Annotated in this window: 28 protein-coding genes, 1 pseudogene and 2 riboswitches; of the genes and pseudogenes, 6 read left to right on the top strand and 23 right to left on the bottom strand. The window is 68.5% G+C overall.

What is annotated here, in order from left to right:
* Window position 1: 1 nt before the first annotated feature.
* Both MFF56_RS24710 and MFF56_RS24705 read left to right on the top strand, forming a co-directional pair.
* A complete protein-coding gene (locus MFF56_RS24710) occupies window positions 2-808 on the top strand; it encodes an SDR family NAD(P)-dependent oxidoreductase (protein WP_066919241.1) in 807 nt (268 codons plus the stop codon).
* 167 nt (window positions 809-975) lie between these two features.
* Window positions 976-1,185: a hypothetical protein gene (locus tag MFF56_RS24705; protein ID WP_066919239.1), complete on the top strand. Its 210-nt coding sequence runs from the start codon at window positions 976-978 to the stop codon at window positions 1,183-1,185.
* A 537-nt stretch (window positions 1,186-1,722) separates the two neighbouring features.
* Here the strand turns inward: MFF56_RS24705 and MFF56_RS24700 are convergent.
* Window positions 1,723-2,799, bottom strand: coding sequence for a catalase family protein (locus MFF56_RS24700; RefSeq protein ID WP_066919237.1), 1,077 nt, complete (start codon window positions 2,797-2,799; stop codon window positions 1,723-1,725).
* Between the two features lie 242 nt (window positions 2,800-3,041).
* Between MFF56_RS24700 and MFF56_RS32240 the strand changes: the two are divergent.
* Both MFF56_RS32240 and MFF56_RS24690 read left to right on the top strand, forming a co-directional pair.
* A pseudogene (locus MFF56_RS32240) lies at window positions 3,042-3,230 on the top strand (catalase); the annotation flags it as partial.
* Window positions 3,231-3,361: 131 nt separating this feature from the next.
* Window positions 3,362-4,567, top strand: a complete 1,206-nt coding sequence (locus MFF56_RS24690) for an L-dopachrome tautomerase-related protein (RefSeq protein WP_066919233.1) — start codon at window positions 3,362-3,364, stop codon at window positions 4,565-4,567.
* A gap of 307 nt (window positions 4,568-4,874) precedes the next feature.
* Here MFF56_RS24690 and MFF56_RS24685 read toward each other — a convergent pair whose 3' ends face one another.
* The 10 genes from MFF56_RS24685 to MFF56_RS24645 all read right to left on the bottom strand — a co-directional run bounded on the left by MFF56_RS24685 (window position 4,875) and on the right by MFF56_RS24645 (window position 11,873).
* Window positions 4,875-5,147, bottom strand: coding sequence for a GapR family DNA-binding domain-containing protein (locus MFF56_RS24685; protein WP_066919231.1), 273 nt, complete (start codon window positions 5,145-5,147; stop codon window positions 4,875-4,877).
* Window positions 5,148-5,599: 452 nt separating this feature from the next.
* Window positions 5,600-6,580: a quinoprotein relay system zinc metallohydrolase 1 gene (locus MFF56_RS24680; RefSeq protein WP_066919229.1), complete on the bottom strand. Its 981-nt coding sequence runs from the start codon at window positions 6,578-6,580 to the stop codon at window positions 5,600-5,602.
* Window positions 6,580-7,272, bottom strand: a complete 693-nt coding sequence (locus tag MFF56_RS24675) for a quinoprotein dehydrogenase-associated SoxYZ-like carrier (RefSeq protein WP_197430453.1) — start codon at window positions 7,270-7,272, stop codon at window positions 6,580-6,582. The genes MFF56_RS24680 and MFF56_RS24675 overlap by 1 nt, the downstream gene beginning before the upstream one ends.
* A gap of 117 nt (window positions 7,273-7,389) precedes the next feature.
* Window positions 7,390-7,524, bottom strand: coding sequence for a hypothetical protein (locus tag MFF56_RS32165; protein WP_280949056.1), 135 nt, complete (start codon window positions 7,522-7,524; stop codon window positions 7,390-7,392).
* 6 nt (window positions 7,525-7,530) lie between these two features.
* A complete protein-coding gene (locus tag MFF56_RS24670; RefSeq protein ID WP_156453519.1) occupies window positions 7,531-7,995 on the bottom strand; it encodes a rhodanese-like domain-containing protein in 465 nt (154 codons plus the stop codon).
* A complete protein-coding gene (locus MFF56_RS24665; protein ID WP_066919225.1) occupies window positions 7,992-8,291 on the bottom strand; it encodes a hypothetical protein in 300 nt (99 codons plus the stop codon). The genes MFF56_RS24670 and MFF56_RS24665 overlap by 4 nt, the downstream gene beginning before the upstream one ends.
* A 9-nt stretch (window positions 8,292-8,300) precedes the next feature.
* A complete protein-coding gene (pedF, locus tag MFF56_RS24660; RefSeq protein ID WP_066919223.1) occupies window positions 8,301-8,732 on the bottom strand; it encodes a cytochrome c-550 PedF in 432 nt (143 codons plus the stop codon).
* Between the two features lie 31 nt (window positions 8,733-8,763).
* A complete protein-coding gene (locus MFF56_RS24655; protein ID WP_066919221.1) occupies window positions 8,764-9,192 on the bottom strand; it encodes a hypothetical protein in 429 nt (142 codons plus the stop codon).
* Window positions 9,189-9,869, bottom strand: coding sequence for a pentapeptide repeat-containing protein (locus MFF56_RS24650; protein ID WP_066919219.1), 681 nt, complete (start codon window positions 9,867-9,869; stop codon window positions 9,189-9,191). Before MFF56_RS24650 ends, MFF56_RS24655 begins: the two co-directional genes overlap by 4 nt.
* A gap of 111 nt (window positions 9,870-9,980) precedes the next feature.
* Complete coding sequence (locus tag MFF56_RS24645) at window positions 9,981-11,873, bottom strand: methanol/ethanol family PQQ-dependent dehydrogenase (protein WP_066919217.1); 1,893 nt, start codon at window positions 11,871-11,873, stop codon at window positions 9,981-9,983.
* A gap of 303 nt (window positions 11,874-12,176) precedes the next feature.
* On the opposite strand from MFF56_RS24645, the gene MFF56_RS24640 reads away from it, so the two are divergent.
* The gene (locus tag MFF56_RS24640; protein ID WP_066919214.1) at window positions 12,177-12,827 is read left to right on the top strand and encodes a response regulator; all 651 of its coding nucleotides are present in this window, start codon (window positions 12,177-12,179) and stop codon (window positions 12,825-12,827) included.
* A gap of 232 nt (window positions 12,828-13,059) precedes the next feature.
* Here MFF56_RS24640 and MFF56_RS24635 read toward each other — a convergent pair whose 3' ends face one another.
* The 12 genes from MFF56_RS24635 to MFF56_RS24580 all read right to left on the bottom strand — a co-directional run bounded on the left by MFF56_RS24635 (window position 13,060) and on the right by MFF56_RS24580 (window position 26,025).
* Window positions 13,060-15,216 carry a TonB-dependent receptor gene (locus MFF56_RS24635; RefSeq protein ID WP_082772877.1) on the bottom strand — a complete coding sequence of 719 codons (2,157 nt, stop codon included), beginning with the start codon at window positions 15,214-15,216 and terminating at the stop codon, window positions 13,060-13,062.
* A 115-nt stretch (window positions 15,217-15,331) separates the two neighbouring features.
* Window positions 15,332-15,542: riboswitch (cobalamin riboswitch) on the bottom strand.
* A gap of 89 nt (window positions 15,543-15,631) precedes the next feature.
* Window positions 15,632-16,153, bottom strand: coding sequence for an AAA family ATPase (locus MFF56_RS24630; protein ID WP_066927913.1), 522 nt, complete (start codon window positions 16,151-16,153; stop codon window positions 15,632-15,634).
* Window positions 16,146-17,111, bottom strand: coding sequence for a DUF6925 family protein (locus tag MFF56_RS24625; RefSeq protein WP_066927915.1), 966 nt, complete (start codon window positions 17,109-17,111; stop codon window positions 16,146-16,148). Before MFF56_RS24625 ends, MFF56_RS24630 begins: the two co-directional genes overlap by 8 nt.
* Complete coding sequence (locus MFF56_RS24620) at window positions 17,108-17,905, bottom strand: ABC transporter ATP-binding protein (RefSeq protein ID WP_156454065.1); 798 nt, start codon at window positions 17,903-17,905, stop codon at window positions 17,108-17,110. The genes MFF56_RS24625 and MFF56_RS24620 overlap by 4 nt, the downstream gene beginning before the upstream one ends.
* Entirely contained in the window at window positions 17,902-18,948 is a 1,047-nt protein-coding gene (locus MFF56_RS24615) for a FecCD family ABC transporter permease (protein WP_066927917.1), read from the bottom strand. Before MFF56_RS24615 ends, MFF56_RS24620 begins: the two co-directional genes overlap by 4 nt.
* Complete coding sequence (locus MFF56_RS24610; RefSeq protein ID WP_066927921.1) at window positions 18,945-19,790, bottom strand: ABC transporter substrate-binding protein; 846 nt, start codon at window positions 19,788-19,790, stop codon at window positions 18,945-18,947. The genes MFF56_RS24615 and MFF56_RS24610 overlap by 4 nt, the downstream gene beginning before the upstream one ends.
* Window positions 19,791-19,797: 7 nt before the next feature.
* Complete coding sequence (locus MFF56_RS24605) at window positions 19,798-21,765, bottom strand: TonB-dependent receptor plug domain-containing protein (RefSeq protein ID WP_156454066.1); 1,968 nt, start codon at window positions 21,763-21,765, stop codon at window positions 19,798-19,800.
* A 123-nt stretch (window positions 21,766-21,888) separates the two neighbouring features.
* Window positions 21,889-22,086: riboswitch (cobalamin riboswitch) on the bottom strand.
* A gap of 308 nt (window positions 22,087-22,394) precedes the next feature.
* The gene (msrA, locus tag MFF56_RS24600; protein WP_066926515.1) at window positions 22,395-22,904 is read right to left on the bottom strand and encodes a peptide-methionine (S)-S-oxide reductase MsrA; all 510 of its coding nucleotides are present in this window, start codon (window positions 22,902-22,904) and stop codon (window positions 22,395-22,397) included.
* A 351-nt stretch (window positions 22,905-23,255) separates the two neighbouring features.
* Window positions 23,256-24,278: a hypothetical protein gene (locus tag MFF56_RS24595; RefSeq protein WP_066926518.1), complete on the bottom strand. Its 1,023-nt coding sequence runs from the start codon at window positions 24,276-24,278 to the stop codon at window positions 23,256-23,258.
* A 95-nt stretch (window positions 24,279-24,373) separates the two neighbouring features.
* Complete coding sequence (locus MFF56_RS24590) at window positions 24,374-24,853, bottom strand: hypothetical protein (protein ID WP_066926520.1); 480 nt, start codon at window positions 24,851-24,853, stop codon at window positions 24,374-24,376.
* A 99-nt stretch (window positions 24,854-24,952) separates the two neighbouring features.
* Window positions 24,953-25,333: a hypothetical protein gene (locus tag MFF56_RS24585; RefSeq protein ID WP_066926522.1), complete on the bottom strand. Its 381-nt coding sequence runs from the start codon at window positions 25,331-25,333 to the stop codon at window positions 24,953-24,955.
* A gap of 266 nt (window positions 25,334-25,599) precedes the next feature.
* Window positions 25,600-26,025: a hypothetical protein gene (locus tag MFF56_RS24580; RefSeq protein WP_066926524.1), complete on the bottom strand. Its 426-nt coding sequence runs from the start codon at window positions 26,023-26,025 to the stop codon at window positions 25,600-25,602.
* 238 nt (window positions 26,026-26,263) lie between these two features.
* On the opposite strand from MFF56_RS24580, the gene MFF56_RS24575 reads away from it, so the two are divergent.
* Window positions 26,264-26,524, top strand: a complete 261-nt coding sequence (locus tag MFF56_RS24575) for a helix-turn-helix domain-containing protein (RefSeq protein ID WP_066926526.1) — start codon at window positions 26,264-26,266, stop codon at window positions 26,522-26,524.
* The last annotated feature ends 255 nt before the right edge of the window (window positions 26,525-26,779 follow it).

The raw sequence follows: 26,779 nt of genomic DNA, 5'->3' as shown, positions 1-26,779 counted from the left end.
GATGGATCTTGGCATCAGCGGACGGGTCGCGGTCGTGACGGGAGCCAAGTCTGGCATGGGCCGCTCGACCGCCGAACATCTCTTACGCGAGGGCGTGCACGTCGTCCTGACCGACAAGGAAGGCCCTGAGTTGCAGGCCACCGCCAAGGAACTGGCGGCGCTGGGCCCGGTCCGTGCCATCGAAGCGGACCTGAGCACGGCCAAGGGGATCGAGGTGCTCGCCGCCTTCGCCAACATGGCCTTCGACGACAAGCCGACCATCCTCGTCTGCGCCGCCGGGATCACCGGGGCGTCGGGGGACTTCCTGGACCTCACCGACGACGACTGGCTTGAGGCATTGCAGACTGATCTCATGGCCGGGGTGCGCGCGACCAGGGCCTTCATTCCGCACATGCGCAAGGCTGGCTGGGGCCGCGTCGTGCTGTTCTCGTCCGAGGACGCCGTGCAGCCCTACGTCGAGGAACTGCCCTACGCGGCGGCCAAGGCGGGCGTCCTGAACCTCGCGAAAGGATTGTCCAAGGCCTACGGGCCGGACGGCGTGCTTGTGAACGCGGTCGGGCCAGCCTTCATCGCAACGCCGATGACCGACGCGCAGATGGAGAAGAAGGCCAAGGAGAAAGGCATCTCGTTCGACGAAGCGGTCCAGGTCACTCTGGACGAGGAGCGCCCCGGCATCGTCGCCAAGCGGCGCGGCCGCGCGGAGGAAGTCGCCGCCGCGGTCACGTTCCTCTGCTCCGAACATGCCAGCTTTATCACGGGCGAGTTCCTCAGGGTCGACGGCGGCTCGGTCATGACCATGGGAGCTTAGCCTTCCTGATAGCCGGCGGTATCGCTTCGCCGTGCGAACTTCGAGAGGTTGCTATCGAAGGTCCACGTCGTAAGCGCGCCGACTCCGCGGCCACGGTCCCGGGAACCGCCGTCGGTAGCGGGGGCTTTTCACCGACCCCGGGGGATGCCCGGGCGAAAGGGTAGGCCATGTCCAGAGATACTGAAAAGCACCGCCAGTTGCTCGGCGCGTTGAAGGATGCCCAGGGCAAGGGCGACGGTAGCTTCGAGAAGGCCGTCACCGCCGCCTTCGAGCACGTCTTCGAACATCTCGGCCGATTGAACGACCACGTTTCGCCGAGCGGTCCCGACGGAAGCGACCGCCACTTGCAGCCGGGCGAGTCCCCGACGCTCCGGTAGTCCGGGGCGCGGACATCCTCCTGGACGGGTCCGACCGGCCCCGCCTCGGTCGTTCTTCGGTGTGTAGGGGCCGAAAGCGTCGATCCGGCGGCCGCTGCCTCGCGATGCGGATCAGCGACCCTGGTCGGCGCGAAATCGCCTGCCGTCAGCCGGTGCATCCGGGCACCGGCATGGCGGCGGCAGATCCCAGCCACCTTCGCGAAGGTGCATCTCACCGGTCTGCAGGCGGACCAACAGATGCTCCAGCGGCTCGGCGTGATAGGGCTTCTCCAAGACTGGAACGTCCCGTTATTTGCCCTCCAGTCCCTGCCGGCTGTGCGCCAACAGCCGACCTTGGGCTGTCAGGCGCTGAACCGCCGCTCTCGACCCTTTGCAGCCCCTCGGGAGGTCCGCTTCTAGGCTATCGACGAAATAGAGACTGGCGACCGAGATGGGTGGATTTCTGCCTGTCCGCTTTCGAGCGGTTTAGCGATGAAGCAGACATCACCGTTGCGCCCGATCTGAGATCTGCAGCAGGTGCAACTTCAGGATGTCGCTTCAGCGCACCGTACCCGGCTCGTGGATCGGGCAGCGGTTGAACCGCTCACGGAACTCGGCCGAATGCCGGTAGGGAGCGTTGCGGGCGCGGTTGATGTTGCCGAGAGGTCGGTGCGCTGCGAGGCCGGTCCACACGCTGAACCGCATCTCCTCATCCACAGCTTGGACCCGTGCAGGATCCCAACTGTCCTGCGGCTGGACACGGAGGACGCCGACCCGCCGGAACGGTGCCTCGTCCTCCTTCCATTCCACCGTAGGATCCTCGACCGGCTGGCGTTCGAGGTCGCGGCAGAGCTGCACCCGGAACTCCCACTCGCCGGCGATGCCAGCCATCTCGGACCGCACCGTCTCGCGGATCGCGTTCGGACGGCCGGAGGCTTCGATCTCGGCGCCGGACAGGGCGGTCAGGACGGGGGCGACCGGGACCAGCGAGAACTTGGCGATATAGTCACCGTACCGGAACGGCGTCAGGCTGTTATACGTCTCGCCAAGGGGGTTGACGTTGGGCGCGCCGCCCAGCGAGCCGATGGTGGGGCTGTCGACGCCCACCGCATGCAGAGCCTTGTTGACGCCGCGCAGGACCGTGGAGGCGGCGACCTTCAGCCCCTCGGCGCGGTCCGTGGTGCCGGCCAGCAGCTTGAGGCTGCCCAGGAACTTCTCTGCGTTCGGTGCCTGGAACACTTTGCCGTTGACCATGATGAAGTTCTGGGTCGTCCCCTCCGCATCCGGCAGGCGCTCGCCCTCGACGTCCAGCACCTTGAGTGCGAGGCCACGGGGCAGGGAGACCGCATCGGGAAGGATGTCGCCGGCGTTGGTCGACAACCGCATGTAGATCTTATGCTGGCCAGGAGTGGCGAACAGGCCTTGGGCCAGCTCGGGGGGCAGGCCCGCATCGATCGTCAGAGCCCCTTCAAGGATGCCATGCGACTTTGCGTGGACCGAGCGCACGGCATGGCCCGAATGCTCCGCGACCCGGCTCAGGATCTTATCGAAGGTTGGGTTGAGCTGCTCGATGGTCTGCCCTTCGTCCGGCAGCACCGCCTCAACGTCGGGAGTGTATCGCACCGGTGATCGCAAGGTCTGTCTCCCGCTGGCGGCCAGGACAGAACACCCGCTTACCCGGCGACGTTCCCGGTTGTGCGGCATTCAATCGCCCATGAACAAGGTGTGGAACGGTAGGGGGCCGGCGCGGCTTGTCGGCGGTGCGGTCTTTCTCTCTGCCCAGGCGCGGCCGCGATCCGCGGCCTTTGGACGCCGCGTCCTGATCCCAGCCTTCGTAGAATCACCCCGCAGGCGGACGACGCGTCGAGGATACGCCGATGACATTCCTTCGCTACGCCCCCGACATCGAGACGCCCGCTCCGGACGAGCAGAAGTCCATCGACGGCATCATCCAGGGGATGACCCAACAGTCGCAGGTGGTGGAGAAGCGCGAGCACCACGCCGTACGCGCGAGCCACGCCCAGAGCTCGGCCTGCGTCGTCGGGGAGCTGATCGTTCCAGAGAACGAGGCCGTCGCGTGCGACGAAAGGTCGATCTTACTCGTCCGGTCCGACTCGCCCGCCCCGAGCATTTGTCCACGCGGGAGCCTCCGAGGCCTTGGGGAGTTGGCCGGCATATCCCTCTGAGAGTGCCAACCATGAAGTTTCCAGCGAGCGCCCGTATCGGGCTGGCCACAGCCTCAATGGCTAGCGCCGCGACGCTAGCGCTTCCCGCCGCAGCCCAGAACATGGCTCCCGGTGCGGGCAACCTCACCCAGGTGGCGAGCTTCGAGCATCAAGTCACGGGCATCACGGTAAGCCGCGACGGGCGCATCTTCGTCAACTTCCCCCGGTGGAGCGAGGACGCACCGGTCTCGGTAGCAGAGTTGAAAGGCGGCAAGCCGATCGCCTATCCGAACGACGACTGGAACAGCTGGCGCAATGCCAGGAAAGACGAGATCGATCCCAAAACCCACTTCGTCTGCGTCCAGAGCGTCGTCGCCGACGCCCAGGATCGCCTCTGGGTGGTCGATGCCGCCGCGCCGGCCATGGCACATGTGGTCAAGGACGGAGCCAAGCTTGTCGGGATCAATCTGAACACCAATCAAGTCGTGAAGACGATCCCGTTCGACACCGGCACCGTCCTGCAAGCCTCCTACATCAACGACGTGCGGATCTCGCCGGATGGAAAGACCGCCTACCTAACGGATTCAGGTGCCGAAGGTGCGCTGATCATCGTCGATCTCGATAGCGGCTCGGCCAAGCGCGTCCTGTCCGGCCACTCCTCTACCATGCCGGACAAAAGCGTGACCGTGCAGTACGACGGCAAGCCCTTGCGCCGCCCTGACGGCCGCGGCGTCGAATTCTCGGCTGATGGCATCGCGCTCTCGCCAGATGGCAAGACGCTCTATTGGCAGGCAATCAAGGGCAAGACGCTCTACAGCCTCCCAACCGACGCGCTGACCGGTTGGGCAACAGCGTCCTTCGTGCCGGAGATGCTGAGCGACAGGACCCTAAGCGGAAAGATCGCCACGGTTGGGGAGAACGGCCCAGCCGACGGGCTGCTGATCTCGCGCAAGGACGGGCGAATGTACGTGACCTCTCCGCAGGACAACGCAGTGAAGGTGCGCGATCTATCCAAGGCGAACAGCGGGCTGACGACGTTGGTGCAGGACGACAGGCTCCGCTGGCCAGACACGTTCAGCGAAGGACCCGACGGCACGATCTATGTGACGACGTCCCACATTCAGGATTCGGCCGACTACAAGCCCGGCGCCCCTATCAGCCTGCCGACCGAGCTCTGGGCCATCAAGCCCACTCAGGGGGAGGTGAGCGGATCGACCGGTTCAGCCACCTCTCGCTAAGGACTAACCGGTTTCCTGCGGCTCACTGAAGCCTTCCCGGATCCTATCGCGACGAGACTTCGCGTTTCGGGACATGCCGACACACTCGGCATGTCCTTGCATTCAATCACTCATGGTGCATCACCCCCTAGCGAGCCGCGGCGCGTCTCAGCTCTCGATGGTGAGAGCGAAAGCTCCCTCGTCTTGTGATCGGATCTGGGCGGAGCCAAATGGCCCATCTGCCGCTTCGTCTACATTGGCGGCGTCCTCAGCATCTTGCACTCACAATCCCGGGCAGCGACCCCGGATACGTCCTGATCGAGGTTCGCTAAGCCGCTTTGGACATCTCGGGGGCGGATGGGGCATCCATCGCGCGCATGTAAACGTAAAGTAGGGTCGCGTACTCGTCGCACTTGTCTTTATCCTGCTTACGGATCTTGAGCATCTCCTTCAGGACCTTGACGTCGAGGCCCTCACCCTCGGCTTTGGCGAAGACTTCTTTCTTATTCTCCATGGGATCCGTGATCTCTTCCTCAATCCGCTCGATGGGCTCGATGATCGAACGGATGCGGTCGCCAGCCACGGCCACCGTGTCGGTCATGCGATCCTCATGCTTAGCCGAGGCGGCAATCTGCTCCGGTTGAGTGAGCGAGCGGTCAAGCCCAACAGTCCAAGAATGACGACCTTCGAGAAGCTTCGATAGGCGCGCATCCGTCTGGGTTGGGTCGCCAGTAGAACGTCCGCTTCAGGGCAAAGGGTATGAGTCCGCTACCCACCCCATCCGGACCTTCGGTGGAAGCGGGTTGAATGTCCGCAAGGGGTTAGGAGTTCGCTCGCCGCTTGCTCAGCTGTGCGCCACAAGCCGATATTCATCTCCAATCAATCAAGCGTCCGCTTACGGCGCGAGGGCAACCCGGCTGCTATACGAACCCGATGTCGGAGGCGACGCCCTTGAGTTGACGGAGACGTTCATCTTCATGCTGCCGCTGATCGCGCTTGGAAGCGCTGACCTGCGTCGCCACTAAGCGAGGATTGGACCGCTCACCCGCGCGCCTACAGGGCCGAGAGGTTCGGGAGCCGGTCCGCCTCGATTTCCGGCAGGAGGTGCATGACGGAGCGGGCATACTCGTAGCGCGCTACCGCGATCCCGTCTGCCCAGTCCGGCAAGGGACGCGCCATGATCTCGGTGACGTCGAGCCCTAGCTCGAAGCCAGCCCCAATTCCGGCCTCGACAGCATCGAGCCAGGCGAGCGTTTGATCGATGCCGCGGCGGCCGGCCTCCGCGGGGCCGTGCCCCGGGACAAGCAGACCGCAAGGGATGTCAGCGATCGTCCGCAGGGCGGTGCGCCAGCGCGGCAGATCGGCATCGGGCGTGGTCGCGGCGCGGTCGAGGAAGACGAGGTCGCCTGGGAACAGCAGGCCGGAGGCTTCCTCGAACAGGCACAGATCCTCCCGGGTATGGCCGGAGAGGCGCAGCAGCCGGAAGCGCCGCCCCCCGACATCCTCCGCACCCTCACGGGCTTCCATGGCGGGCTTGGGCACGCCCGTGCCCCGCATCCAGTCCCCGGCAACGCGGTACATCCCGCTCGCGAGATCGTTGCCGAACCGCGCGAGGTCGGTCCGCAGGCCGGGGCCGGCCCAGAGCACCGTGTCGGGAAAGGCGGTGGCGCCAAGGCTATGGTCGGCGTGGAGATGGGTGAGGTAGACCCGGACAACCGGTTTGCCCGTCAGGTCCCGGGCCAGGGCGTCGAGGGCCGTGCCGAAGCGGTGCGACGGGCCCGCATCGATCAGAACGCAGCCCTCACGCGTGTCCAGCAGGGTGACGTTGGCGATGGCGCCGCCGTTCTCGGCCGTGATCGCCTCCTGGGCGCCGTAGACCGTCCAGACGCCCTCCGCGATCCGGACCGGGTCGAGGACATAGCGGCGCGGGGCGGTCGCGGCGGCGAACGGGCGGCAGACCGCCGCCGCGGCCGAGAGACCGAGGGCGAGGCCGTGTCGGCGGGTCAGCCCGTGGGATCGCTCTCCTGCCGCCATCACGGCCTCCCCTGCATCTCGGCCGATTGGGCATCCGCGGGTGGAACCGCGGCCCGGGCGCGGAAGTCGTTGCCGGCGGTGTTGCGTGCCGTGACGGTCAGGGCCTCGGTCTCGGGCCCTGCGACCAGCAGCGTCAGAGTCGGGTCGTCGGCGATGGCCTCCGATAGGGTGAGGCTGGCGAGCTGACGGCCCGACGCGTCCGAGACCGTCAGAGTCTCCACGATGAAGAGCGGCACGTTGGCGATCATGCCGTTGTCCATCGGGTGCGTCATGCGCAGGCGAAGACGCAGGTCGTGCGCCTCGCGCCAGACCCGGCCGCGCATGCGGCCGAGATTCCTCCAGTCGACCTTCTTCTCGACCACGGGCGGGACGGAGCAGCCGCCTCCGGCCGCGTCGAGGTAGCGGCCGCCGACATGCCAGAGCCCGTCCCGGCGCGCGGCGGCCCGGATCGGCGTGCCCTGCTCGATCTTCATCCGGAAGGCCACGAAGGCCTGCGCGGCGGTGGGAACGAGTCGCAGGGTGAGCGGGAACGGGTTGAGGTCGGCGATGACGAGCAGTTCCTCGACCGGCCCGATCGCCCGTGCATCGACCGTCAAGGGCACCTGTGTCTGGTCCTCGGTGACCGGGGGCAGCGCAACGGCGACGCGGTCGTCGAAGATCGCGGGGAGGCCGCCGAGGTAGCGCTCTGCCATGCTCGGCCAGAGCGGTGAATCGAGGGGATCGCGCGTGGTGCTGGCGTTCGGCATAGGCCGGCCTGCCGAGCGGAGGACGGGCGATGCGGCGGGATTCGGCGCGGGCATGGGTTCGCCTCAGGGCGCGGCGGTGAGGGGCGGGACCGCGGGGGGCTCGGCCGGCACGAGCGGGCGGTCGGCCTCGCTCCAGCCGTCCGTGCCCTCGGCAAACCAGTAGACGCGGCGGTAGCCGAGATCGGCCGCCCGCCGCACCGCGTTCTAGGACATCCAGCAATCGGCCATGCAGAAGAAGATCAGCGGGTGGCCCCGGTCGCCGCCGCTCAGCCTGGCGAGCCAGGCCGCGAGGTAGGCGGCGAGCCGCGGCTCGATCGTGCCGCGGCCGGTCTCGGGCAGCCAGACCGCCCCCGGGATGGTCGCGTGCCGGTCGACGATCCGCCAAGCGCCGCCCGCCGGGTCGAAGCCGCCGCGCTGGGGCATCACGTCGATCAGCGCAGCGCCCTCCGTACGGAGCCGGTCGACCGCGTCGAGGTCGATGCGGGTGCCCCCCCTCACGGGCATGGTCACGGGGGCGCGGTAGTTCCGGACGCGCAAACCCGTGGCGGGGTCGATGTCCGCGGTCGTAGCAGCGGCCATGGCGGGCGCATCCCGCGCCGAACCGGACGGCGTGGCGCGGGCCGGCACCTGCGCAGCGGCGAGCAGGAGCACGAGCGCGGCGGCCATCATCGTTGCAGAGCGCGCAGGTGTGGGAACTCGCGCCTCGCCGTCAGGATGCGGCACTCGCGGTCGTCCTCCGTGTTCGGGCACTGGATCTCGACGCCGTCCGGATAGTGGCTGACATTCTCGCAGCCGGCGCGAAAGCGGCTCGCACCACCCTCCAGCTCCTCGACCTGCAGACCGCTGACGGTGCACTCCGTCTTCAGCATGAGGAGACGCCGGATCTGGTACTCCTTGATCCCCTCCGCGCGGATCGCGCCCGCCGGAGCGAGAACCGTGAGTAGGACGAGCGCTGCCCGCAGCATCGGGTCCGCTCAGCTCTTCGGCTGGCTCTCGACGTAAGTCCGAATCGCCCAGATCGCCTCCTGGCTCAGGATCCCCTCGAAGGGGGGCATTCGGTAACGGTCGTCTTTCTTGGCGCCGTGCAGGACGCGGGTGATGAACCAGCCGTCGCCGGCCTCGCCCGCCTCGACCTCGCGCAGGTCCGGCGCCATGCCGCCGGACTTGGCGTCGAGCCCGTGGCAGCGGGCACAGTTCTGGTTGTAGCCATTGGCGCCGATCTCGATCGCGAGCGCGTTGCCCGCGTAGGGATTCGCCGTGCGGATGTCGTCGCCAAGCTCCGGCAGACCCTTCGTGTCGATGGGTTGGGGCGCGGCGTCGCCGTGGGCGACGGCGGGCGCCGGCAACAGGGCGAGCGCCAGAGCGAGCGCCATCCCGCGCATGGCCTGAGTCGGGGCCTTGGTCATGGAAACCTCGAACGGTCGAGTTGGGTAAGCATCAGGGGGTGGGGTCGCGGACGGGGTCGAGCCAGATGCGCCAGGACTCGGAGCCGCTGACCTGCAGGGTGTAGGTGCCCGGCACCGCGATGGTGTGCGTCGCGCTGCCGCCGCCGCCGATGTGCAGGTTCTGGACGACTTCGCCCCGCGCATCCTTGAGGGCGAGGACAAAGATCGGGCCGTCGCTCTCGTAGCGGAGCACGGTGGGGGCCGTGATCGCGAAGGGCTCGGTCTGCATCGTCAGACGGCCCTGGAAGCGGGGCGGCGCGAGGATCGCGGCGAGGCGGTCGTAGCAGCGCAGGCGCTCGCCCTCCTGGCTCAGGGCGCGGCACTGCGCGAAGGCCGGGCGCAAGGCCGCCTCCGGCGCGGGCGCAGCCGCCGCGCCGACCGGCAGGGCAAGCCCGGTCGCGAGGATCGGCGACCATCTCACGGATCCGACCCGGTCGCGGGCGGCGGGCCCGCCTCCGGGTAGACGTCCCAGACCGGCTTGCCCTGCTGCCAGGTCTCGGGGCAGCCCCGGCAGCCCTTCATCCAGGCGTCCTGGAAGATCGCGAAGCGGATCTTGGCCCCCTCCATCACCGCGTCGGCGAGGTTGGCCTCGTAGAACTTGGTCTCCTGCAAGTCGGTGTTGACGAAGCGGGCACCCACGAACTGGGCGCGCTTGGCCTGCACCATCTCCAGGTCAGCGACCGTGAAATCGGCGCCGCTGAAATCGGCACCCGCGGCGCGGGCATGGTCGAGATTGGCGCCCACGAAGGAGGCACCCCGGGCCTTCAGGCCCTGCAGGAAGGCGATCTGCAGCTTGGCGCCGCCGAGATTGGCCCGGTCGAGCAGGGCGCCGCGCAGGTTGGCGCCGCGCAGGTCGGCACGGGCGAGGTTGGCACCGGTGAGGTCGGCCCCGCCGAGATCGGCGTTCCTGAGATCGGCGTGGCGCAGGTCCGCGCCGGGGCAGGCGGCGTTGGGAGCGATGGTGCAGCCGTTGATGATCCAGGGATCGGGCCGCTCCTCGCGGTTGACGATCACGGTCTGGGCCGCGGCGCCGGATAGGGCCGTGCCGGCGAGGATCAGGCCGGACAGGACCAGCGCGCGGGCGGGGGAAGCCTGCATCGGACGGGTTCTCGGATGTCGGGATCGGGAGAGGCGGCAACCCCTCTCCCCCGTCTCCCCGCGGGCGGCGAGACGTGCGGGGAGAGGGGACGTCTCGGGCCGGTCAGCCCGTCACTGCGCCGAGGCGGTGTCGGTCGGCACCTCGAAGACCCAGAACGAGCCGCCCTGGCTGACGAGCTTGGTCTGGTCGGCCATGTCGCCGCCCCAGAGCGGCACGGCGCCGCCGTAGCCCGAGGCGATGCCGATGTACTGCTTGCCGCCGTCCTCCCAGGTCATCGGCACCGAGACCACGCCCGAGCCCGTCTGGAAGGCCCAGAGCTCCTTGCCGGTCTTGGCGTCGAAGGCCTTCACGAAGCCATCCGAGGTCCCGGTGAAGACGAGGCCGCCCTTCGTCGTCATGGTGCCGGCCCAGAGCGGCATGTTCTCCAGATGCTCCCAGACGATCTTGCCCGTCTTCGGGTCGATCGCGCGGAGCGCGCCCACATGGGTGTCGAACTTGCGCTGGATGCGGAAGCCCTGGCCGAGATAGGCGGAGCCCGCCTTGTAGGTCACGTTCTCGGTCCAGTAATCCTCGGTCCAGTCGTTCGATGGGATGTAGAACAACCCCGTCTCCTGCGAGTAGGACATCGGGTTCCAGTTCTTGCCGCCGAGGAAGTTCGGCGTGACCTTGATCGACTTGCCCTTGCTCTGCCCGGCCTCGGGCGCCGGCGGGCGCTGGCCCTCGTTCTCGATCGGCCGGCCGGTCTTCAGGTCGTAGCCCTTGGCCCAGGTGATGTCCTTCACGAAGGGGTAGGCCGCGATCAGCGCTTCCGGCTTGTTGATCTTGCCGTCGCGGGCGGTGAGCTTGTCGATATCGGTGAGGATGAAGAAGCCGTTGCGGTCGGCATGCGCCCCGGCGCGGATCTTCTTGCCGTCCTTCTCGAAATCGAACAGGATGATCTCGTTGTTGCCCGAATAGTCCCAGGCGTCGTTCGGCGTGTGCTGGAAGAAGCCCACCGGCTCACCGGTCGAAGGCTCGATATAGACCTGGCCCGACGTGTAGAGGCTGTCGCCGGGCGAGCGGTAATGGTGGTTCCAGGGCGCCGGGTTGCCGGTGCCGATGATGAAGGTGTTGGTCTTCTCGTCGAAGACGCCGGTCTGCCAGGGGGCGCCGCCGCCGTGGCTCCAGGCCTCGACCTTCTTGCCGTCCTTGTCGGGCCAGGACGGGGCCTTGGCGTCGCCCGTCGGCGTCGAGTCCTTGCCGTTGAGGCGTCCCATATGACCCTCGACCATCGGGCGCATCCAGACCTCCTCGCCGGTCTCGGGATCGCGGGCGTAGAGCTTGCCCACCGCGCCGAACTCGTCGCCGGAATTGCCGTGGACCAACAGGACCTTGCCGGTCTTCTGGTCTTTCACGATGTTGGGCGCGCCCGTATAGGCGTAGCCGGCGGTGTGATCGTCGAACTTCTTGTTCCAGATCACCTTGCCGGTCTTGGCGTTCAGCGCGATCATCGAGGCGTCGAGGGTGCCGAAGAAGATCTTGTCGCCGTAGATCGCTGCACCGCGACTGACCACGTCGCAGCAGGGGCGGATGTCGTCGGGCAGACGGGCGGCGTACGACCAGATCTTCTTGCCGGTCTTGGAATCGAGCGCGAAGATGCGTGAGTAGGACGCCGTGATGTAGATGATGCCGTCGTGGACGAGCGCCTGGCCCTCCTGGCCGCGCTGCTTCTCGTCGCCGAACGAGAACGACCATTTCGGCTTCAGCAGGCCGACGTTGTTGATGTTGATCTTGTCGAGCGGGGAGAAGCGCTGGGCCTTCACGCCCATGCCGTACATCAAGACGTCGTTGTTGGTTTGCTGGTCGTTGAGGATGTCCTCCCAGGCGACCGGCTTCATCTCCTTGGCATCCTTCGCGTCCTTGGCGCTGGACGGGCCCCCGAGGGCCAGCGTCAGAGCCAGGAGGGACGATGCGGTTGCCAGGAGGTATCGGCGCGGGGATGCCGTCGCGTTCGAATGGGCCATGCGTCTCTCCCTGTCGATCCGATTGTTGCGGTGGATCGGCTTGTTCCGAGAGGCGGCAATCAGCTGCGTACGACCTCTCTCAGAGGACTATGAGAGCGAATAGCGCTTTCGCCGACATGGACCTTGGTACAACCTTTATATTAAATCCTTATTATTTTGGTTACTTCCTATGTCGATTAGGACATTTGCCAATGAAAATCTCGGATCAAGCCCATAAGAATAATATTTGACCAGCCTTTCTTGACGGCTGATGCGAGTCCCGGAAACCTCATCCGCGCAGCCGAGCGCATTTGAGAACCCGCAGTGCAACTTCTTCTGGTCGACGACCACGCCCTGTTCCGGGATGCCGTCCGACGGATCCTGCAGGCGGGCTTTCCCGAAGCCCTGATCGAGGATGCGGACTCGATCGAGGCCGCTACCGCCGCGCTCGGCCATACGCCCGGTACGGATCTCGTCATCCTCGACTTATCGATGCATGGAATCCGCGGGTTCGAGGGATTCATGGCAATCCGGGCCCGGTTCCCGCGGATCCCAGTCCTGATCTGCTCCGGGCTGGAGGAGGCCCCTATCATCCGGGAGGCGCTGGCGCTTGGGGCGGCCGGCTTCGTACCGAAGACGTCGAACCGTGCCGCCTATCTCGAAGCGGTCGCGCGCGCGCTGGAAGGCGAGATCTTCGTCCCGGACAGCGTGGCAGCCGCCCTCAGCGCCGGTCCGAGATCGACCTCTGTGGCCTCCGCCCGGATGTCTACCCTGTCCCACGCGCAGATGAACGTGCTGATCCTGATCAAGCAGGGCCTCAGCAACAAGGAGATCGCGCTCTGCCTCGGCATCGGCATGTCGATGGTAAAGACGCACGCGACCGAGATTATGAGGAAGCTCGGCGTCCGCAGCCGGACCCAGGCGGTCATCTTCGCATCCGCCCTCGACTTCAAGCGCATCGGTACGGGCGGATGATCGACACCTGGTCACATTATTCGGCGTGTTCCATCCGGTTTTACTGCCTGAGGCACCAAGCAGCATATCGCGCATTATCGATGCCGCTACAGCCATGTTAGATGTGCGGGAGGAACAGGACGAAGTTTGCGGCTCAGCAACGTAGAATGGCAGCTTCCGGCCTGTGAACCAATGTCGGCTTTCTACCCCTGAGCGGACCTTCGTGGCAGGCTGAGAAAGCCGATCCCAGCTCTCAGAACCGGCCCGCCAGAGTCAACCGCACGGCCGTGGGCTCGACCGGGTGGAAGTGGCGATCGGCCACGCCCCCGGCCTCGCCGGGCAGGCGCGACTCGTAGAAGTACGTGATCTGGTCGGCCCGGGCGTTCGTCAGGTTCAGGATGTCGAGCGACAGGCTCACCCCGTTCTCGAAGTTGTAGCCGACGCGGCCGTTCAGCAACGCGGTGGGCTTCGAGCGCACCGCGTTGTCCTCGATCAGCGGGCGCGGCCCGAAGTAGCGGAAGCGCAGCGAGCCGAACCAGCCGAGACCCTCGCCGAAGGTAATGCCGGCCGACGCGATGGTCGTGGGCGCCTCCGGCACGCGGCTGCCGGCCGGGTCGCGGTCGGCGAAGCGGGCGTTGGTAACCGTGAGGTCGCCCTCGAGCCGCAGCCAGGGGGTGACCGCGTAGCGGTTCGTCCACTCGATGCCGAGGCGGCGGGTCGGCCGGCTGGGCTCGGTGGTGCCGGTATCGCCCTGGAACAGGTTCTCGGAGGCGAAGTCGAGCCGGAACAGCGCGACCGCGGTCTCCAGCCCGGCGATCGAGCGGTTGCGGATCCCGACCTCGTAGCCGGTCGAGGGCACCAGGAAGGGCGAGCGGGCGACGTTGAACAGAGGGCTCGCCGGGTCGGTCGTGGCCGTCACCCCGCGCACGTCGTTCGAGTGGAAGCCGCCGCCGTAGTTCAGGTAGAGCTCGGTCTCGGCCCAGGGCCCGAGCACGAGCCCGAGCTTCGGGTTGACGATGCCGTCGCGGGCGCGCCCCGAATTGGCCGGCGTGTCGGAGCGGACGTCGGCGTAGTAGCCGTCGGCGCGGAAGCCGACGCTGGTGCGCAGCCAGTCGGTCCAGCGCAGCCGGTTCTCGTAGTAGAAGGCCGCGCTCGCCTCCAGCACCCGGTCGTCGAGCACCGTGGAGCGGAAGAGGCGGTTCGTCGTGTTGAAGAGCCCGACCCGCATGGCATCGGTGCGGGTCTGGAGGCCGATCTCGTTCTCCATCGGCAGCCCGACGAGATCGCCCTGGAAGACGTGGGCAACCTCACCTCCGCCCAGCACCCGGTCGTCGAGCTGGCGGAACTGGTCGCCGTTGACGGGGTCGTTCAGGAAGTAGGTGAAGTCGTTCCAGAGGTTCATCCGGTAGCGGATGACGTAGGCGTTCGCGCGCGTGATGCCGGTCTCGTCCGTCTGGCTCCAGCGCCCCGAGAGCGAGAAGCGGCCGGTATCGCCGCCATCCGTCGGGTCGAGAGTGCCGTAGCGGCCGATGATGCCGTCGGCGACCGCGCGCTCGGGGATCTGGTTGGTGGCGTTCCACCTCGCCCAGTAGGCCATGCCGGTGACCGAGAACCCGTCGAGCGCCGTGCCCTGGCTGTAGCGCAGGACGCCGTTAAGCTTCCGCAAGTTGTCGGGCACCTCCCAGGGGCCGTCGTAGGTCTGCGCCTCGCCGGCCACCAGGAGGTTGCCGGTGCCGAGCGGCGCGGAGGCGATCGAGAGCGCGCGCCTGTAGCCGAAGGAGCCGAGCGAGGTCAGCGCGACGTTCTGCGCGACCGTGTCGAGGTAGTCGATCCGCACCGAGCCGGCGGAGGCGAAGTCGCCGTCGCGCACGAAGTACGGCCCCTTGTGGAACTCCACCGCCCCGACGAGTTCGGGGATCAGGAAGTTGAGGTCGGCGTAGCCCTGGCCGTGCGCGTGGGTGCGCATGTTGACCGGCATGCCGTCCACGAACAGGGCGATGTCGGTGCCGTGGTCGAGGTTGAAGCCGCGCAGGAAGAACTGGTTGGCCTTGCCCTCGCCCGAGTGCTGCGTGACGATGAGGCCCGGCACCTCCTCCAGCACCTCGCCAGGCCGCGTGACGGGCCGGCTGTTGATCTGCGCGCCCGAGATGATGCCGCCGCTTGCCGCGTCGACCGGGCGAAGCGCGCCGCCGATACCCGACACCCCACCGACGTAGCCGGCGCTGGCCGAGGCCGGACCGGCAGCAGCGGCAGTTGGCGCGGCCACGGCGCTCACCGAGATCTCCGACAGGGTGACCTCGTCAGCGCGAGCGGCCTGCGCGCCGGCACAGGTCGGGGCGATACAGAGGGCGGCGGCCAGGGCGCCCACCGAGAGTGAACGCGGGACTGGCGGAGGCTGAAGGATGGACATCGGGGCCTCGGGCAACGGCAGTGGCACGTCACCGCGAACGAGGCCGATGAGGGCACGCCGCAGACCGCGCGCCATCACCAACACCTGCCGACACACCCCGTCCGGCACGCTCCGCGTGTGACCACGATGGACGGCAGGTCTCCTGGCTCGCGGGTCGCTGCCCTCTCACCGTCTTCCCGGGCGAGGCGGCCCAGTGACATGGTGGCGGAGGTCTCGCCGCTCACAGTTGCGGGGGCAGCCGCGGCATCGGGGCGGACCTTCGGCCCACAAGCCCTCACCACGTTCCCGTTTAATCCCCGAGGGGAACCGTCGTGGCTACGGTTAGCATGCCGACCTAATCCGACGTCAACGGACCGGCTCGGTATATCGGCCGCCTGTGCTCCGGATGCGACACCGGCCAGGCGTGGCAACCATGCTACGACGCGATGACCTCGACCGCGTCCCGAGGCAGCAGGCGCCACCAGGCATCCGGCGCATGGAAGGCGTCGTATGCAAACCTCAGCACGGTCTCGGGCTGCCGATGAGACGGATCGAGGGCACCGCGCTGCTCGTTGCGGGTCCAGAGCACCTCCCAGGGGACGTCGAACACCTTCCACTCCACGGAGAGGCCATACCGACCGACGACCTCAAGCTCATCCTCGAACACGGCACGGGTCAGGTGGGTGTCGGCCATCACGACGCTGAAGCCCTGGGCGAGGGCGGTGTCGAGAGCGGCCACCTTCACCGCATGAAGGAGCCGGTGGGCCTGCGTGTCCCAGCCTCCGCGGCGCACCTCCCAGTAGACCTGTCGATCCGGCGGCCAGAGCGCTTGCCTGAGGTCGTCCAGGGTCAGGTGCACCCATCCATCTAGCGGGTCGAACCGACGCGCGTAGGTCGATTTCCCCACCCCAGGGCAGCCGATCAGCCCGACCACCCGCTGAGCGCCCGGGTCAGGCATGGTCGGCGACGCCCTCGTCCTCGTCGGCCGCAAGCTCGGCCTCGATGACCTCACCCCGGAGGTACAGGGCCTGGACCTCGGCCACGCGACGTGCCGCTTGGGCGTGACGGCCCGAGATCGAACTGTCCGGGCGATGGTCGCCGCCCCGCTTGACCGCGAGCAGGTCCGGATCACCCCAACGGTCGAGCAGGACCTGGAAGGCAGCGTGCCGGGCGGCGTCGAAGGCGATCCGCCGTCCCATCATGTCCTTGTAGGGGTGGGCCGGGTGGATGCCGGCGCACGGCACCCAGCCCGCCGGGATCGGCGTCGTCGCGGCGTGCGTGCGCCCGCTCCGCAGGAGTTTCGGCAGGACGTGAGTGTGCGGGCCCTCGGGGCTCGTGCCGCCCGGTCCCGGGATCGGGGCGTAGACTTCGACCCGACCGACCCGGGCGAGGAACACGCGATGCGGGCTCATGGCGACGAGTTGCCGACCGATGGGGTTCTGGTGATCGAACAGGGGTCGTCCGACACCCGACCGCAGGCAGGCGATGGCCTCCGGGTCTCTCGTGCGTACGCAGGCGTCGACCGCGAGCAGATCCAGGCCCAGGTCGAACAGGATGGCGTCCCTGTCTTGTTGGCGTGCGGCCTCCCGATCCGGGCCGAGTTCGGTCACCACGCCGCGCCTGCTCATGGCGCAGGCATCGTCCGGCAGGCAGAGGGCGACGGCGTGATTCCAGCCGGACGCGACCGCGGTCTCGTAGGCCACCGGGCGCAGGTCGGAGCGGACCGTGAGCGCAATGGCGCCGCGCTCGGTCGCCATGCCCAGGCGCACGTCCGGCAGCGCCGTCACCGCCTCGTCCGGGTCGCGCATGAACTCGGCGATGGCCCCGAAACTGCCGAGGCTCCAGGCGGTGCCAGGGTCGGCCAGGGCCTCGCGCAGCAGGGCCGCGACCGCCTCGGCCTGGAATGATGGCGTCATCGCTCTTTTCCTCGTTCGACCGGGACCTTTGCCCAGGGCAGGATGTATCGGGTTCCGTCCACGGCCCGACCTCGCTCCGCCGTCACGCCGAATATGCGGGCCAGCAGGGCATCCGTCAGGGCCCCCTCGGGTGAGGCGTCCGCGACGAGCCGGCCGCCGGATAGCACGACGATCCGGTCGCAGAACCGGGCCGCGAGCGCGAGGTCGTGCAGGACGGCGACCACGCCGGTGCCGTCGCGCGACGCTGCGCGAAGCAGCGCCATGGCGTCGAGCTGGTGGGCCGGGTCCAGGGCCGTGACAGGCTCGTCGACGAGGAGCCACTCGGCCTCGACCGCCAGCGCCCGGGCGAGCAGCGCCCGCATGCGCTCGCCCGAGGACAAGGTCGGCTCGGTCCGGTCGGCGAGATGCCCGACATCTGTCCGCACCATCGCTCGCGCGACCGCGGCCTCGTCAGCGTCCGAGAGCCCCGCGAAGGCGCGGCGGTGCGGCAGGCGACCGAGCGCCACGATTTCGCGCACCGTCATCGGCCAGCCAACGCCGGCGCCCTGGAATAGGGCCGCGATGCGGCGCGCCCGCTCATCACGGTTCATGCCGGACAGCGCGTGGCCGTCGAGGGTGACGCGGCCTCGGGCGGGCGCGACCAGCGCCGCCAGGACGCGCAGGAGCGTGGTCTTGCCGGCCCCGTTCGGGCCGACAAGCCCGACGAAGCGGCCGCGCTCCAGAGCAAGGTCGATGTCCGTGAGGATCGCCCGGCCATCGAGCATCACCCGCACCTCGCGGAGACCGAGGCTCATGCCCGCCTCCCGCGGTTCCGCAGCAGCAACACGATCAGGAACGGTGCGCCGACGAGCGCCGTCACCACGCCGAGCTTGAGTTCGGGCCGGGTGGCGAGCAGGCGCACGCCGATATCCGCTGCGAGCACCAGGACCGCGCCGGCGAGCCCGCTCGGCAACAGGCCGGCACCGGGCCGGGACCCGACGAGCGGACGCATCAGATGCGGCACGACGAGGCCGACGAAGCCGATGGCGCCGGAGACCGCCACCCCGCTGCCGACCGCGAGCGCCGCGCCGGTGACGAGGCGCAACCGCACCGAGACGAGGTTGACCCCGAGGCTCGCGGCCGTGTCCTCCCCGAGCGCGAGGGCGTCGAGCGCGGAACCGGTCGACAGCATCAGGCTCCAGCCGACCACCATCAGCGGCAGGCAGAGGACGACGTGGTCCGGGCTGCGGTCAGCGAGCGCGCCCATCAGCCAGAACACGATCTCGAGGGCCGCATAAGGGTTCGGCGAGAGGTTGAGCGCGAGAGCCGTCAGGGCGCCCGCCAAGCTCGACAGGCCGACGCCCGCGAGGATCAGCCCGAGCGTCGAGCTGCCGCGGGCGGCGAGCGCGTTCAGGAGCAGCGCCGCCACCCCCGCGCCGGCAATGCCGCCGAGCGGCAGGGCAAGGCTCAGCGAGGCGGCGAGCCCGCCGTAGAAGACCAGTACGGCCCCCAAGGCTGCGGCCGAGGAGATGCCGAGAATACCGGGGTCGGCGAGCGGATTGCGCAGGTAGCCCTGCATCGCCGCCCCGGTCAGGCCGAGGCTGAACCCGACGAGGCCACCGAGCAGTGCCCGCGGAATGCGCAGCTCCCACAGCACCATCGCCGCCAGCGTGGTTCGGCCCGCGACGAGGTCTGCGAAGGCGGCCGGAACGTCGAAGGGCGCGTAGCCGATGGCGACCGAGGCGAGTGTCAGCAGGAGGACGGCAACGCCGAGGGTGGCGATGACCACCCGCCGGGCGCGTGGCGTGCCGAGGCGCCGTGAGACAGGACCGGCGACGGTCCGAACGGGCGCGTTCATGGCCGGGGCACTCGCGCGTTCGCGGCTGCCGCCAGGCGCGCCACGACCTCGGCGACCTGGGGCCCCGGGCAGGTCCAGAAGCGGTTCGGGATGGAGACGGTCCGACCCTCACGCGCGAGCGCGCGGAAGATGGGGTGGTGCAGGAGCGTGTCGGCGAGCGAGGGCAGACCCGGCGCACCCTCGTCCACCACGACGAGGTCCGCGTTCGCGAGCGCTGCGGCTTCGAGCGGCACCTGCCCGAACCGGTCGCGTCCGATCTCGGCCGCCACGTTCACGAGGCCCGCGGCGCGGATGAGCGCGTCGCCGAGGCCGCCGGGCGCGACCGTGAAGGCGTTCGGGCGCAGGACGAGGGCCCGCAACGGCCGCGTCGCCGGGGTGACCGCGGCGAGGCGGGCATCGAGGTCCGCGACCAGGGCCTCGCCCCGCTCGGGATGCCCGAGTGCCCCCGCGACCTGCCGGATCTGGGCGCGCACGCCGTCGAGGTCAGCGGGGATGCCGAGTTCGAGCACGGGCGAGCCGACACGCTTGAGCCTGCCGACGGTCGCGCGCGTCGTGAAGGCGCCCGCGATGACGAGGTCGGGCCGGAGCGCGACGACCTCTTCGGTGAGGCCGCGGGTGACCGGAATGCCGGCGGCCGCGGTCGCGACCGTCGATCCGCGCGGGTCGCGGGCGAGGTAGGTGACCGCCAGGACTTGGTCCCGGTCGGCCAGCCGTAGGACGAGTTCGTCCGCGCACAGGTTCATCGAGACCACGCGCACCGGCGCCTCGGCCGTGCCCGCGGCGTGACCCGCGGGCAGTGTGGCCAGGGTGGCCGACAGAGCGAGGACGGCGCGCACGGGCATCGTCACCTCAGAAGCTGGTCAGGCGCACGCCGCCGTAGACGGCGAGCCCCGCTCCCAGGAACCCGGTCGGGTTCTGGTAGCGCTGGTCGAACAGGTTATCGACGCGCGCGAACAGCGTCGTCGTCTCCGACCAGACGTAGTTGGCCGAGAGGTTGACCAGGGTGAAGCCCGGGTTCTTCAGCCGCGTGATGGAGAAATCCCGATTCCCGTCGACGAACGAGCCGAGGGAGATCAGCGTACCGGTGAGCGTCAGGTTCGGCAGCGGCGTCCAGATGCCGGTGAGGCTGACCTTGTGGCGAGGCCGCCGCAGCAGCTCCTGGTTGGCGACCTCGTCCTTCGTCACCGTGTTGGTGTAGTCGACGCGGGCGCTGAAGCTGTCGGTGAGCCTAACCGAGACGAAGCTCTCCGCGCCGTAGGCCACTGCCCGCCCGACGTTCACGTTGGTCGAGAAGGTCGGGAAATAGGCCGTCTGGATCAGGTTGCGGAAGTCGGTCTCGAAGTAGGTGGCGCCGACCAGCACCCTCTCGCCGAGTGGCTGCTCGACGCCGCCGTCGAACCCGAAGCTCTCCTCGGGGCGCAGGTTCGGGTTCCCGAAGAAGCGGAAGCCCGGGTAGTCCTGGTAGAGCTGGCTCAGGGTCGGCGGCTTGAAGCCGGTGCCGACGCTGCCCTTCAGGCGCGTCTCGGTGCCCGGCAGGATGTAGCTCGGCGCGACTCGGAAGGTGGTGGCGCCGCCGAACTGGTCGTTCGCGTCGTGGCGGATGTTGGCCACCAGGAAGGCGCGGTCGGTGATGGCAGACTGCAGCTCGGCGAAGCCGCCGGTGTTGCCGTTCTGGCGGTTCAGCCCGGTCGTCTCGATGCGCTCGTCCTCGCGCTGCGCCCCGAACAGCAGGAGGTTGCCGGGCGCCATCTGCACGTCGCCGCGGTAGTCGAGGCGGGTCCGTTCGCCGAGTGTGGACGTCGGCGTCGGGGACGCGAGCGGGTCGAGGGGACCGGCGAAGAGACGGTCGAAGCTGGCGTAGTTGGCCCCGAACACGTTGTGGAAGCCCGGTACCGGCGTCCACTCGGCCTCGCCGCGCATCAGGAGCTGCTGCTGGTCGTTGAGGTTCCGGTACGGCAGCGGCCGGTAGGGGAAGCCCCCGTCCGCCTGGTCGAGGTAGGCGCTGTCGGAAAACCGCAGCACGTAGTTCAGGCGGACGGTGTCGCTGAGTTGTGCGCCGAGCTTGGTCGAGACGGATCTGATGTCGGTGAAGGCGGTCCGCAGCGGCACACCGACCGGCAGGAGTTCGAAGGGTGTCACCGGCAGCGCGGCTTGCCGCAGGTGCTGGACGCTGACCGAGTAGTCGAAGATGCCCTCCGAGCCGGAGATGCGGCCGCCCTGGTTGGCGGTGCCGTAGGAGCCACCCTCGACGAAGGCGGTGGCCCGGGCCGGACCCTCGCCGCGCTTCGTCACAAAGGAGATCACGCCGCCGATGGCGTCCGCGCCGTAGAGACCGCTCTGGGGCCCGCGCAGCACCTCGATGCGGGACAGATCCTCGGTCAGAAGCTGGCTGAAATCGAAGGCGCGGTTCGGGGTCGAGGGGTCGTTGACGTCGATGCCGTCGATCTGGACCTTCACATGGTTCGAGTTGGTGCCCCGGATGAAGACCGAGGTCTGGCCGCCCGCGCCACCGGTGCGGACCACGTTGAGGCCCGGCACCTGCTGCAGAGCGTCCGGCACGGTGCGGACCTGCTGGACCTCAAGCCGGTCGGACGTCAGCACGGTGACGCTGGACCCGGTCTGGGTGACCGGCGTTGGCACGCCGGTGGCCGCGACCGAGATCTCGGCAAGCGAGACGGCGGTCTCGCCGCCGCGCGGCACGTCCGCGAAGGGCGCGGCCACCTGCTGGGCATGGGCGAAGGGTGCGGCGAGCAGGGCCGGACCGGCGCAGGTGAGCGCCAGCACGCTCCGGAGAGCGGAACCAAGGGTATGGGGCACGGGAGACAAGCCTCGGGCGACGGCAGTGGCACGTCACCGCGAACGAGGCCTCAGCGCACCGCCTCCTCTCGGGATGCGCGGCGCTTCGACACCCGTCAGGACACCCCGCCCGACGCGTTTCGCGTGTGACCACGACTGACGGCAGGTCTCCTGGCTCGCGGGTCGCTGCCCTCTCACCGTCTTCCCGGGCGAGGCGGCCCAGTGACATGGTGGCGGAAGGCTCGCCGCTCACAGTTGCGGGGGCAGCCGCGGCATCGGGCATGAAGCCCTCACCGCGTTCCCTTTTGATCCCCGGGGGGAACCGTCGCAGCTTGGCTATTCGGCTTGGGTATGGGCTGTCAATTCGTTCTCTCATCATACCCGGGGCCATATCGAAGCTCGCAATCTAACGATTGCAGGGCAGCGCCCCCCTGATGCGATGTCGCAAGCTGAGGCAGGAGCGGACCTATGAGAGGCTGGCCTGAATGACCATTTGGGCTCAGGCGTTCGCTCTGCGGATACACCGTCCCCACCTCAATCCCAGGACAACGCGTGGGGCCGGCAGCCCGGTGATGGTGTCGGGAAGCGCAACCTTCGCCCGCCGCTCCAGGTGAAGGCAGAGCCGGCCGACGATGCCCCGGAACCCTCGGCTATTCTGCGGCAGGCCGGACCGGCAGCCGCCAGTTCGGGCGCACGAAGTGGCAGGTGTAGCCGTTCGGGTGGCGCTCCAGGTAGTCCTGGTGCTCCGGCTCGGCCTCCCAGAACGGGCCGGCCGTCGCCACCTCGGTCACGACCTTGCCGGGCCAGAGGCCGGACGCGTCCACGTCCGCGATGGTGTCCTGGGCGATCCGGCGCTGCGCTGCGTCGCGGTAGTAGATCGCCGAGCGGTAGCTCGGGCCACGGTCGTTGCCCTGGCGGTTCGGGGTCGTCGGATCGTGGATCTGGAAGAAGAACTCCAGGATGCGGCGGTAGCTCGTGCGCGCCGGATCGTAGGTGATCTCGATGGCCTCCGCGTGGCTGCCGTGGTTGCGGTAGGTCGCGTTCGGCACGTCGCCGCCGGTGTAGCCGACCCGGGTCGCGACGACCCCGTCCTGGCGCCGGATCAGGTCCTGCATGCCCCAGAAGCAGCCACCCGCCAGCACCGCTCTCTCGTAGGCCATCGTACTCTCCTCGTGCTGACGGGACCCGATTCGTCTCGATAGATAGGCAGTCGGCCCCGCGATCCGAGACCTCACGCGGGTCTGGATCAGCCCCTGACGGCTCCCGATCAGCGCTCCGTGTATCTCCCTGCTGCTATGCCGGAGTTCCCGCTCTCAACGACGCGCAAACCGGTCCCCATGGCCCCAAATGCCCGTCCCACGGCCGCGGGGGGCGTGGGGCACAGTTCCCCCACTCCGGCACTTTTTCGGGCGCACCGCGGCGTTCTCGAGAGGTGTTGCCGATGCCGATCCGCGTGAGCCTGCGCTCGGCAGCTTGTCCCGCTCACCGGGCGTCGTTGCCGGTGGAATGGTTCATCGCGGGCCGCTGATCCCTGAGGCGCGTACCAGATCGTATAAGGCCGGCGTTGGTACTCCGTGGCTGACGATCACAACGTCGAGGTCGTACCCTCCGACGATCTGCAGGGCCCGCAACAGAGCTGCATCGATCCAGGTGTCTGCGTTGCCGAAGGCACCTCCACCCAGACGGGTCAACAGCACCCGGTTCGAGGCGCCGCGCGCCGCATTCAGAACTGCGGCCAGCACGGTCGCTTCGTAGGCCGCCTCCAGCACCAGCGATGCGAACGACGCCCAGCTCGCTGCCGGGTGGCGCCCGTAGGCCACCGGTAGAGCCGAGCAGAAGATCTGGCTGACGCGTGGCCCTGGGGCCGGCCCATCCGTGACCTCGACGTCAACGTGCAGCCCGACCCGTAAGAGGCCACGAAGGGCATCCAGCGTGGCCGCATCTGCCACCTGCAGATGCCGACTGATCTCGCTCAACCCGTCGCGCGTCGGCAGAGCGTAGCCGTTGCGCATCGACCAGAGATCCGAGACGTTCGTCCCGAGGCGCGTCGCCAGCGCACGGCCAAGGTCGGCGAGCCCGTCGAGCTGCCGCTCAGTGCTCTGGCCGATCTTACCGTCCACCGGCACGAGGTAGTTGCGGTAGATCGTGGCCCCGCCCGCCGCCATCGCGCAGGCCGGCCCCTGCGTGCGGTCGTGCGCGTAGCGGGTGACGCCGTCCTCAGGTTCGACATCGGGCCCGACCATCTCCAGGAGATTGAACTGGGAGGCGACCTGGAACAGCGCGCCGCGGTTCTCGGGCGCGCGGTGCAGGGCGCGGACATCGCCCTGCACGATCGAGAGCCGCGACGGACCGGACGCCCGCGCAACCAGCGCTTGGGATCGTAGCTCGGCCAACGAGGGCAGGCTCAGCGTGCCGACACCGTAGCTGTAGCCCCCTCCGCGGCAGCGCAAGCGGCCGTCGACCACGGACAGCACCGCCTGCGTCTCTTCGTAGGGCCCTTCCGGGAAGCCGGTGATCCGCTCGAACCAATCCATGCTGATGCTCCTGAGATCGGCCCTGAGACCACCGGCTCCCAGCCCTCCGCCTTCGAGACCTCCCGGCGAATGAGAGGATCCATCCCGAGACATCCTCAGAACACGAACTTCCAGTCGATGCGCCGGACCGGGGCCGCCACGTCCGTGAGGCTTGCCGAGCACATCACGACGACGTCCTGCCGCGCCGCCCGCGCCCCGGCCCGGACCGGGTTCGGCTTGACCATGAAGCACAAGCCGGTGGCCGGGTAGAGGGGCTGGCTGTCGGGCCGGTCGGTCGGCATCAGAGTCACGGCGGTCAGGCGCAGGGCGTAGCCGTAGGCGTTCTCCAGGTCGGGCGTCTGGCGCGTGAACAGCGCCATGACGGTGCGGGCATTGCCCTGGCCGTAGCCGGTGACGAAGCTGACCTCGCCCGTCCCGTCATCGACCAGCCGGAAGTCGCTGTTGCAGGGCAGGCTGCGGTCGTTGACCTTCAGCTCCAGGCAGAGTCCGGCCTTCGTTGCATCGACGGCGGGGTTGGCTTGGGCCGGGTGCGCGGCCAGCAGCAGGAGAGCGAGCGTGAAAACCGTGCGCGTCATCGGGTGATCCGGATCAGGAGTGAGACGGTTGATCGCGCCCGCTGCTGCGGCCGCCTCGGCAAGGAAGGGCCGGGCAACAGGCGCTGGCGAGGGGGCGCCTCAGCGCCGCTTGAGTGACCCGTCGAAGGCGCAGGCCGCGCCGTGGTAGGTGCTGCAATCCCTCTCCTCCATGCGCGCCCGGGCGCGGTCGGCGGAGAAGCGTAGGGTCAGCGTGCAGGTCTCCTCGGCGCCCGGTTCCGTCTTGCGCAGCACCAGGGTCATCGGGCCGCTCGGCCGGGCCAGCCCGCGCAGGTCGCCGGTGCACTGGTTCATGAGCGCGGTCTCGGCCAGGACGAAGTGGGCGTCGCTGCCGTCATCGAGCGCGAACACCTGCAGAGCGAGCTGGCCCTCACCACGTCCCTGATAGCGGCCCTCGAACGGTGAGGCCGCAGAGGCCGGCGCGCCGGCCAAGGCCATCAGCACGCTGAGGGGCGCGGCCAAGGTCCGCCGCTGGAAGGCTACGGGCCGTACAGCGAGAGGAGAGGTAGATGGATGAGGCATGGCGGGGGATCTCGCGGCGTGGATGGTGAAGTCGGCCCCGACAGGATGCGACCGTCAGCACCGGCTGTTCGGTCACGCGGATAACACTGTTGTAGGTTGGAGTTACGCACGGTGGTCCGACCAAACGGGAAGGTCCGATCGCGGGTCACGGGGTATCGCCGCCGAGCGCGTGCCGGGGGCATCTGCGCCGAGGACGCAGTCGGTGCTCAGTACGGCCAGAGGACGTTCAGGTGGACCTCGTCGCGCTCGGGCGTCGTCCAGGTCAGGATGGCGGTGACGGCCACATGCCCGGCGTTGGTGTAGACCTCACCCAGGCAGGTCCGCCGGCCGCCGTACTCGGCGACACCCGGGAAGGCGTCGCGCAGGCTTCCGACCTTCTGCAGCACAAGGCCTTGGGTCCGCGCGGCGGGCGAGCCGCTGACGGCCTGGGCGAGCATGTGGCGCGTGGGCGGGCTGTCGCAGGCCGGCATCTGACCCGGGGTGATCGCAAGCAGCGCATCGCGAGCGCTCTGGCGCGGGGCCAGGAAGAAGATGCCGATACAGGCGATGAGGAAGGCGACGAAGGCGTAGCCCCGCCAGCCCTCGGCCTGCAGAGCGTTGAGCATGCCCCGCCAACCCTGATCCTCCACCATGATCACCTCGTCTGCTGCTGTCGGCTCCTCATTCGCGGGCGGACGAGGAAGTTTAGTCGAACGGATGGCGTACAAGCTTGGCCCGCTGCATCAGGGTCTCGGTCGGCAAGCGAGCAAGGCTCACGGCCGTCGTCAGGATGGGTGGGCATCCTGAACCCGGCCGCGGCAGCGCGTGTCTCACAATTATGTCGAATATATTCGATGGTTTCCCTGCTGCCAAGCTGGCGCAGTCGCGGCCATGGATGGACGTGCGCGCGTGGCGTGGCACCTGCGGCGGCTGCGGGTTGCGCGAGGCTTCAGCCAGGAGGCTCTGGCGGTCGATGCGGGCGTGGACCGCACCTATGTCAGCGGGATCGAGCGCGGCAGCTTCAACCCGACGGTCGAGGTGCTGGAGCGCCTTGCGACGGCGCTGGGTTGTGATGTGGCGGAACTCTTCGCCATACCTCAGGCAGATGACGAGGTGCCCGCCCCCCTCCGCCCCGGCCGGAAGAAAGCTTGATCTCGCGCCGCCTCTGGGAGAGAGCAGGCTTCGCGCGACTAGGAAGCTGCCATTGCCTCCAACGGGATCTTCGGCGGCCAAAATCGGCGTCTCACAGGCACGGATGCCGCGACTCCACCTGTTCTGCTTTCGGAACGGAGTCGGCGCACTACAGCCTCACAGCGCAACCACGCCGCGTTCTAGAAGTCGGCTGTGATCGACGGAATGGACGCCGACAAAGCTTGCTTACGCAAGCTGAGTTAACTCCTGACCCGT

The organism is Methylobacterium hispanicum (assembly GCF_022179285.1).
Lineage (GTDB): Bacteria > Pseudomonadota > Alphaproteobacteria > Rhizobiales > Beijerinckiaceae > Methylobacterium > Methylobacterium hispanicum.
Note: the sequence above shows the minus strand (reverse complement) of the source record. Positions and strands in the feature narration are given on the sequence as shown.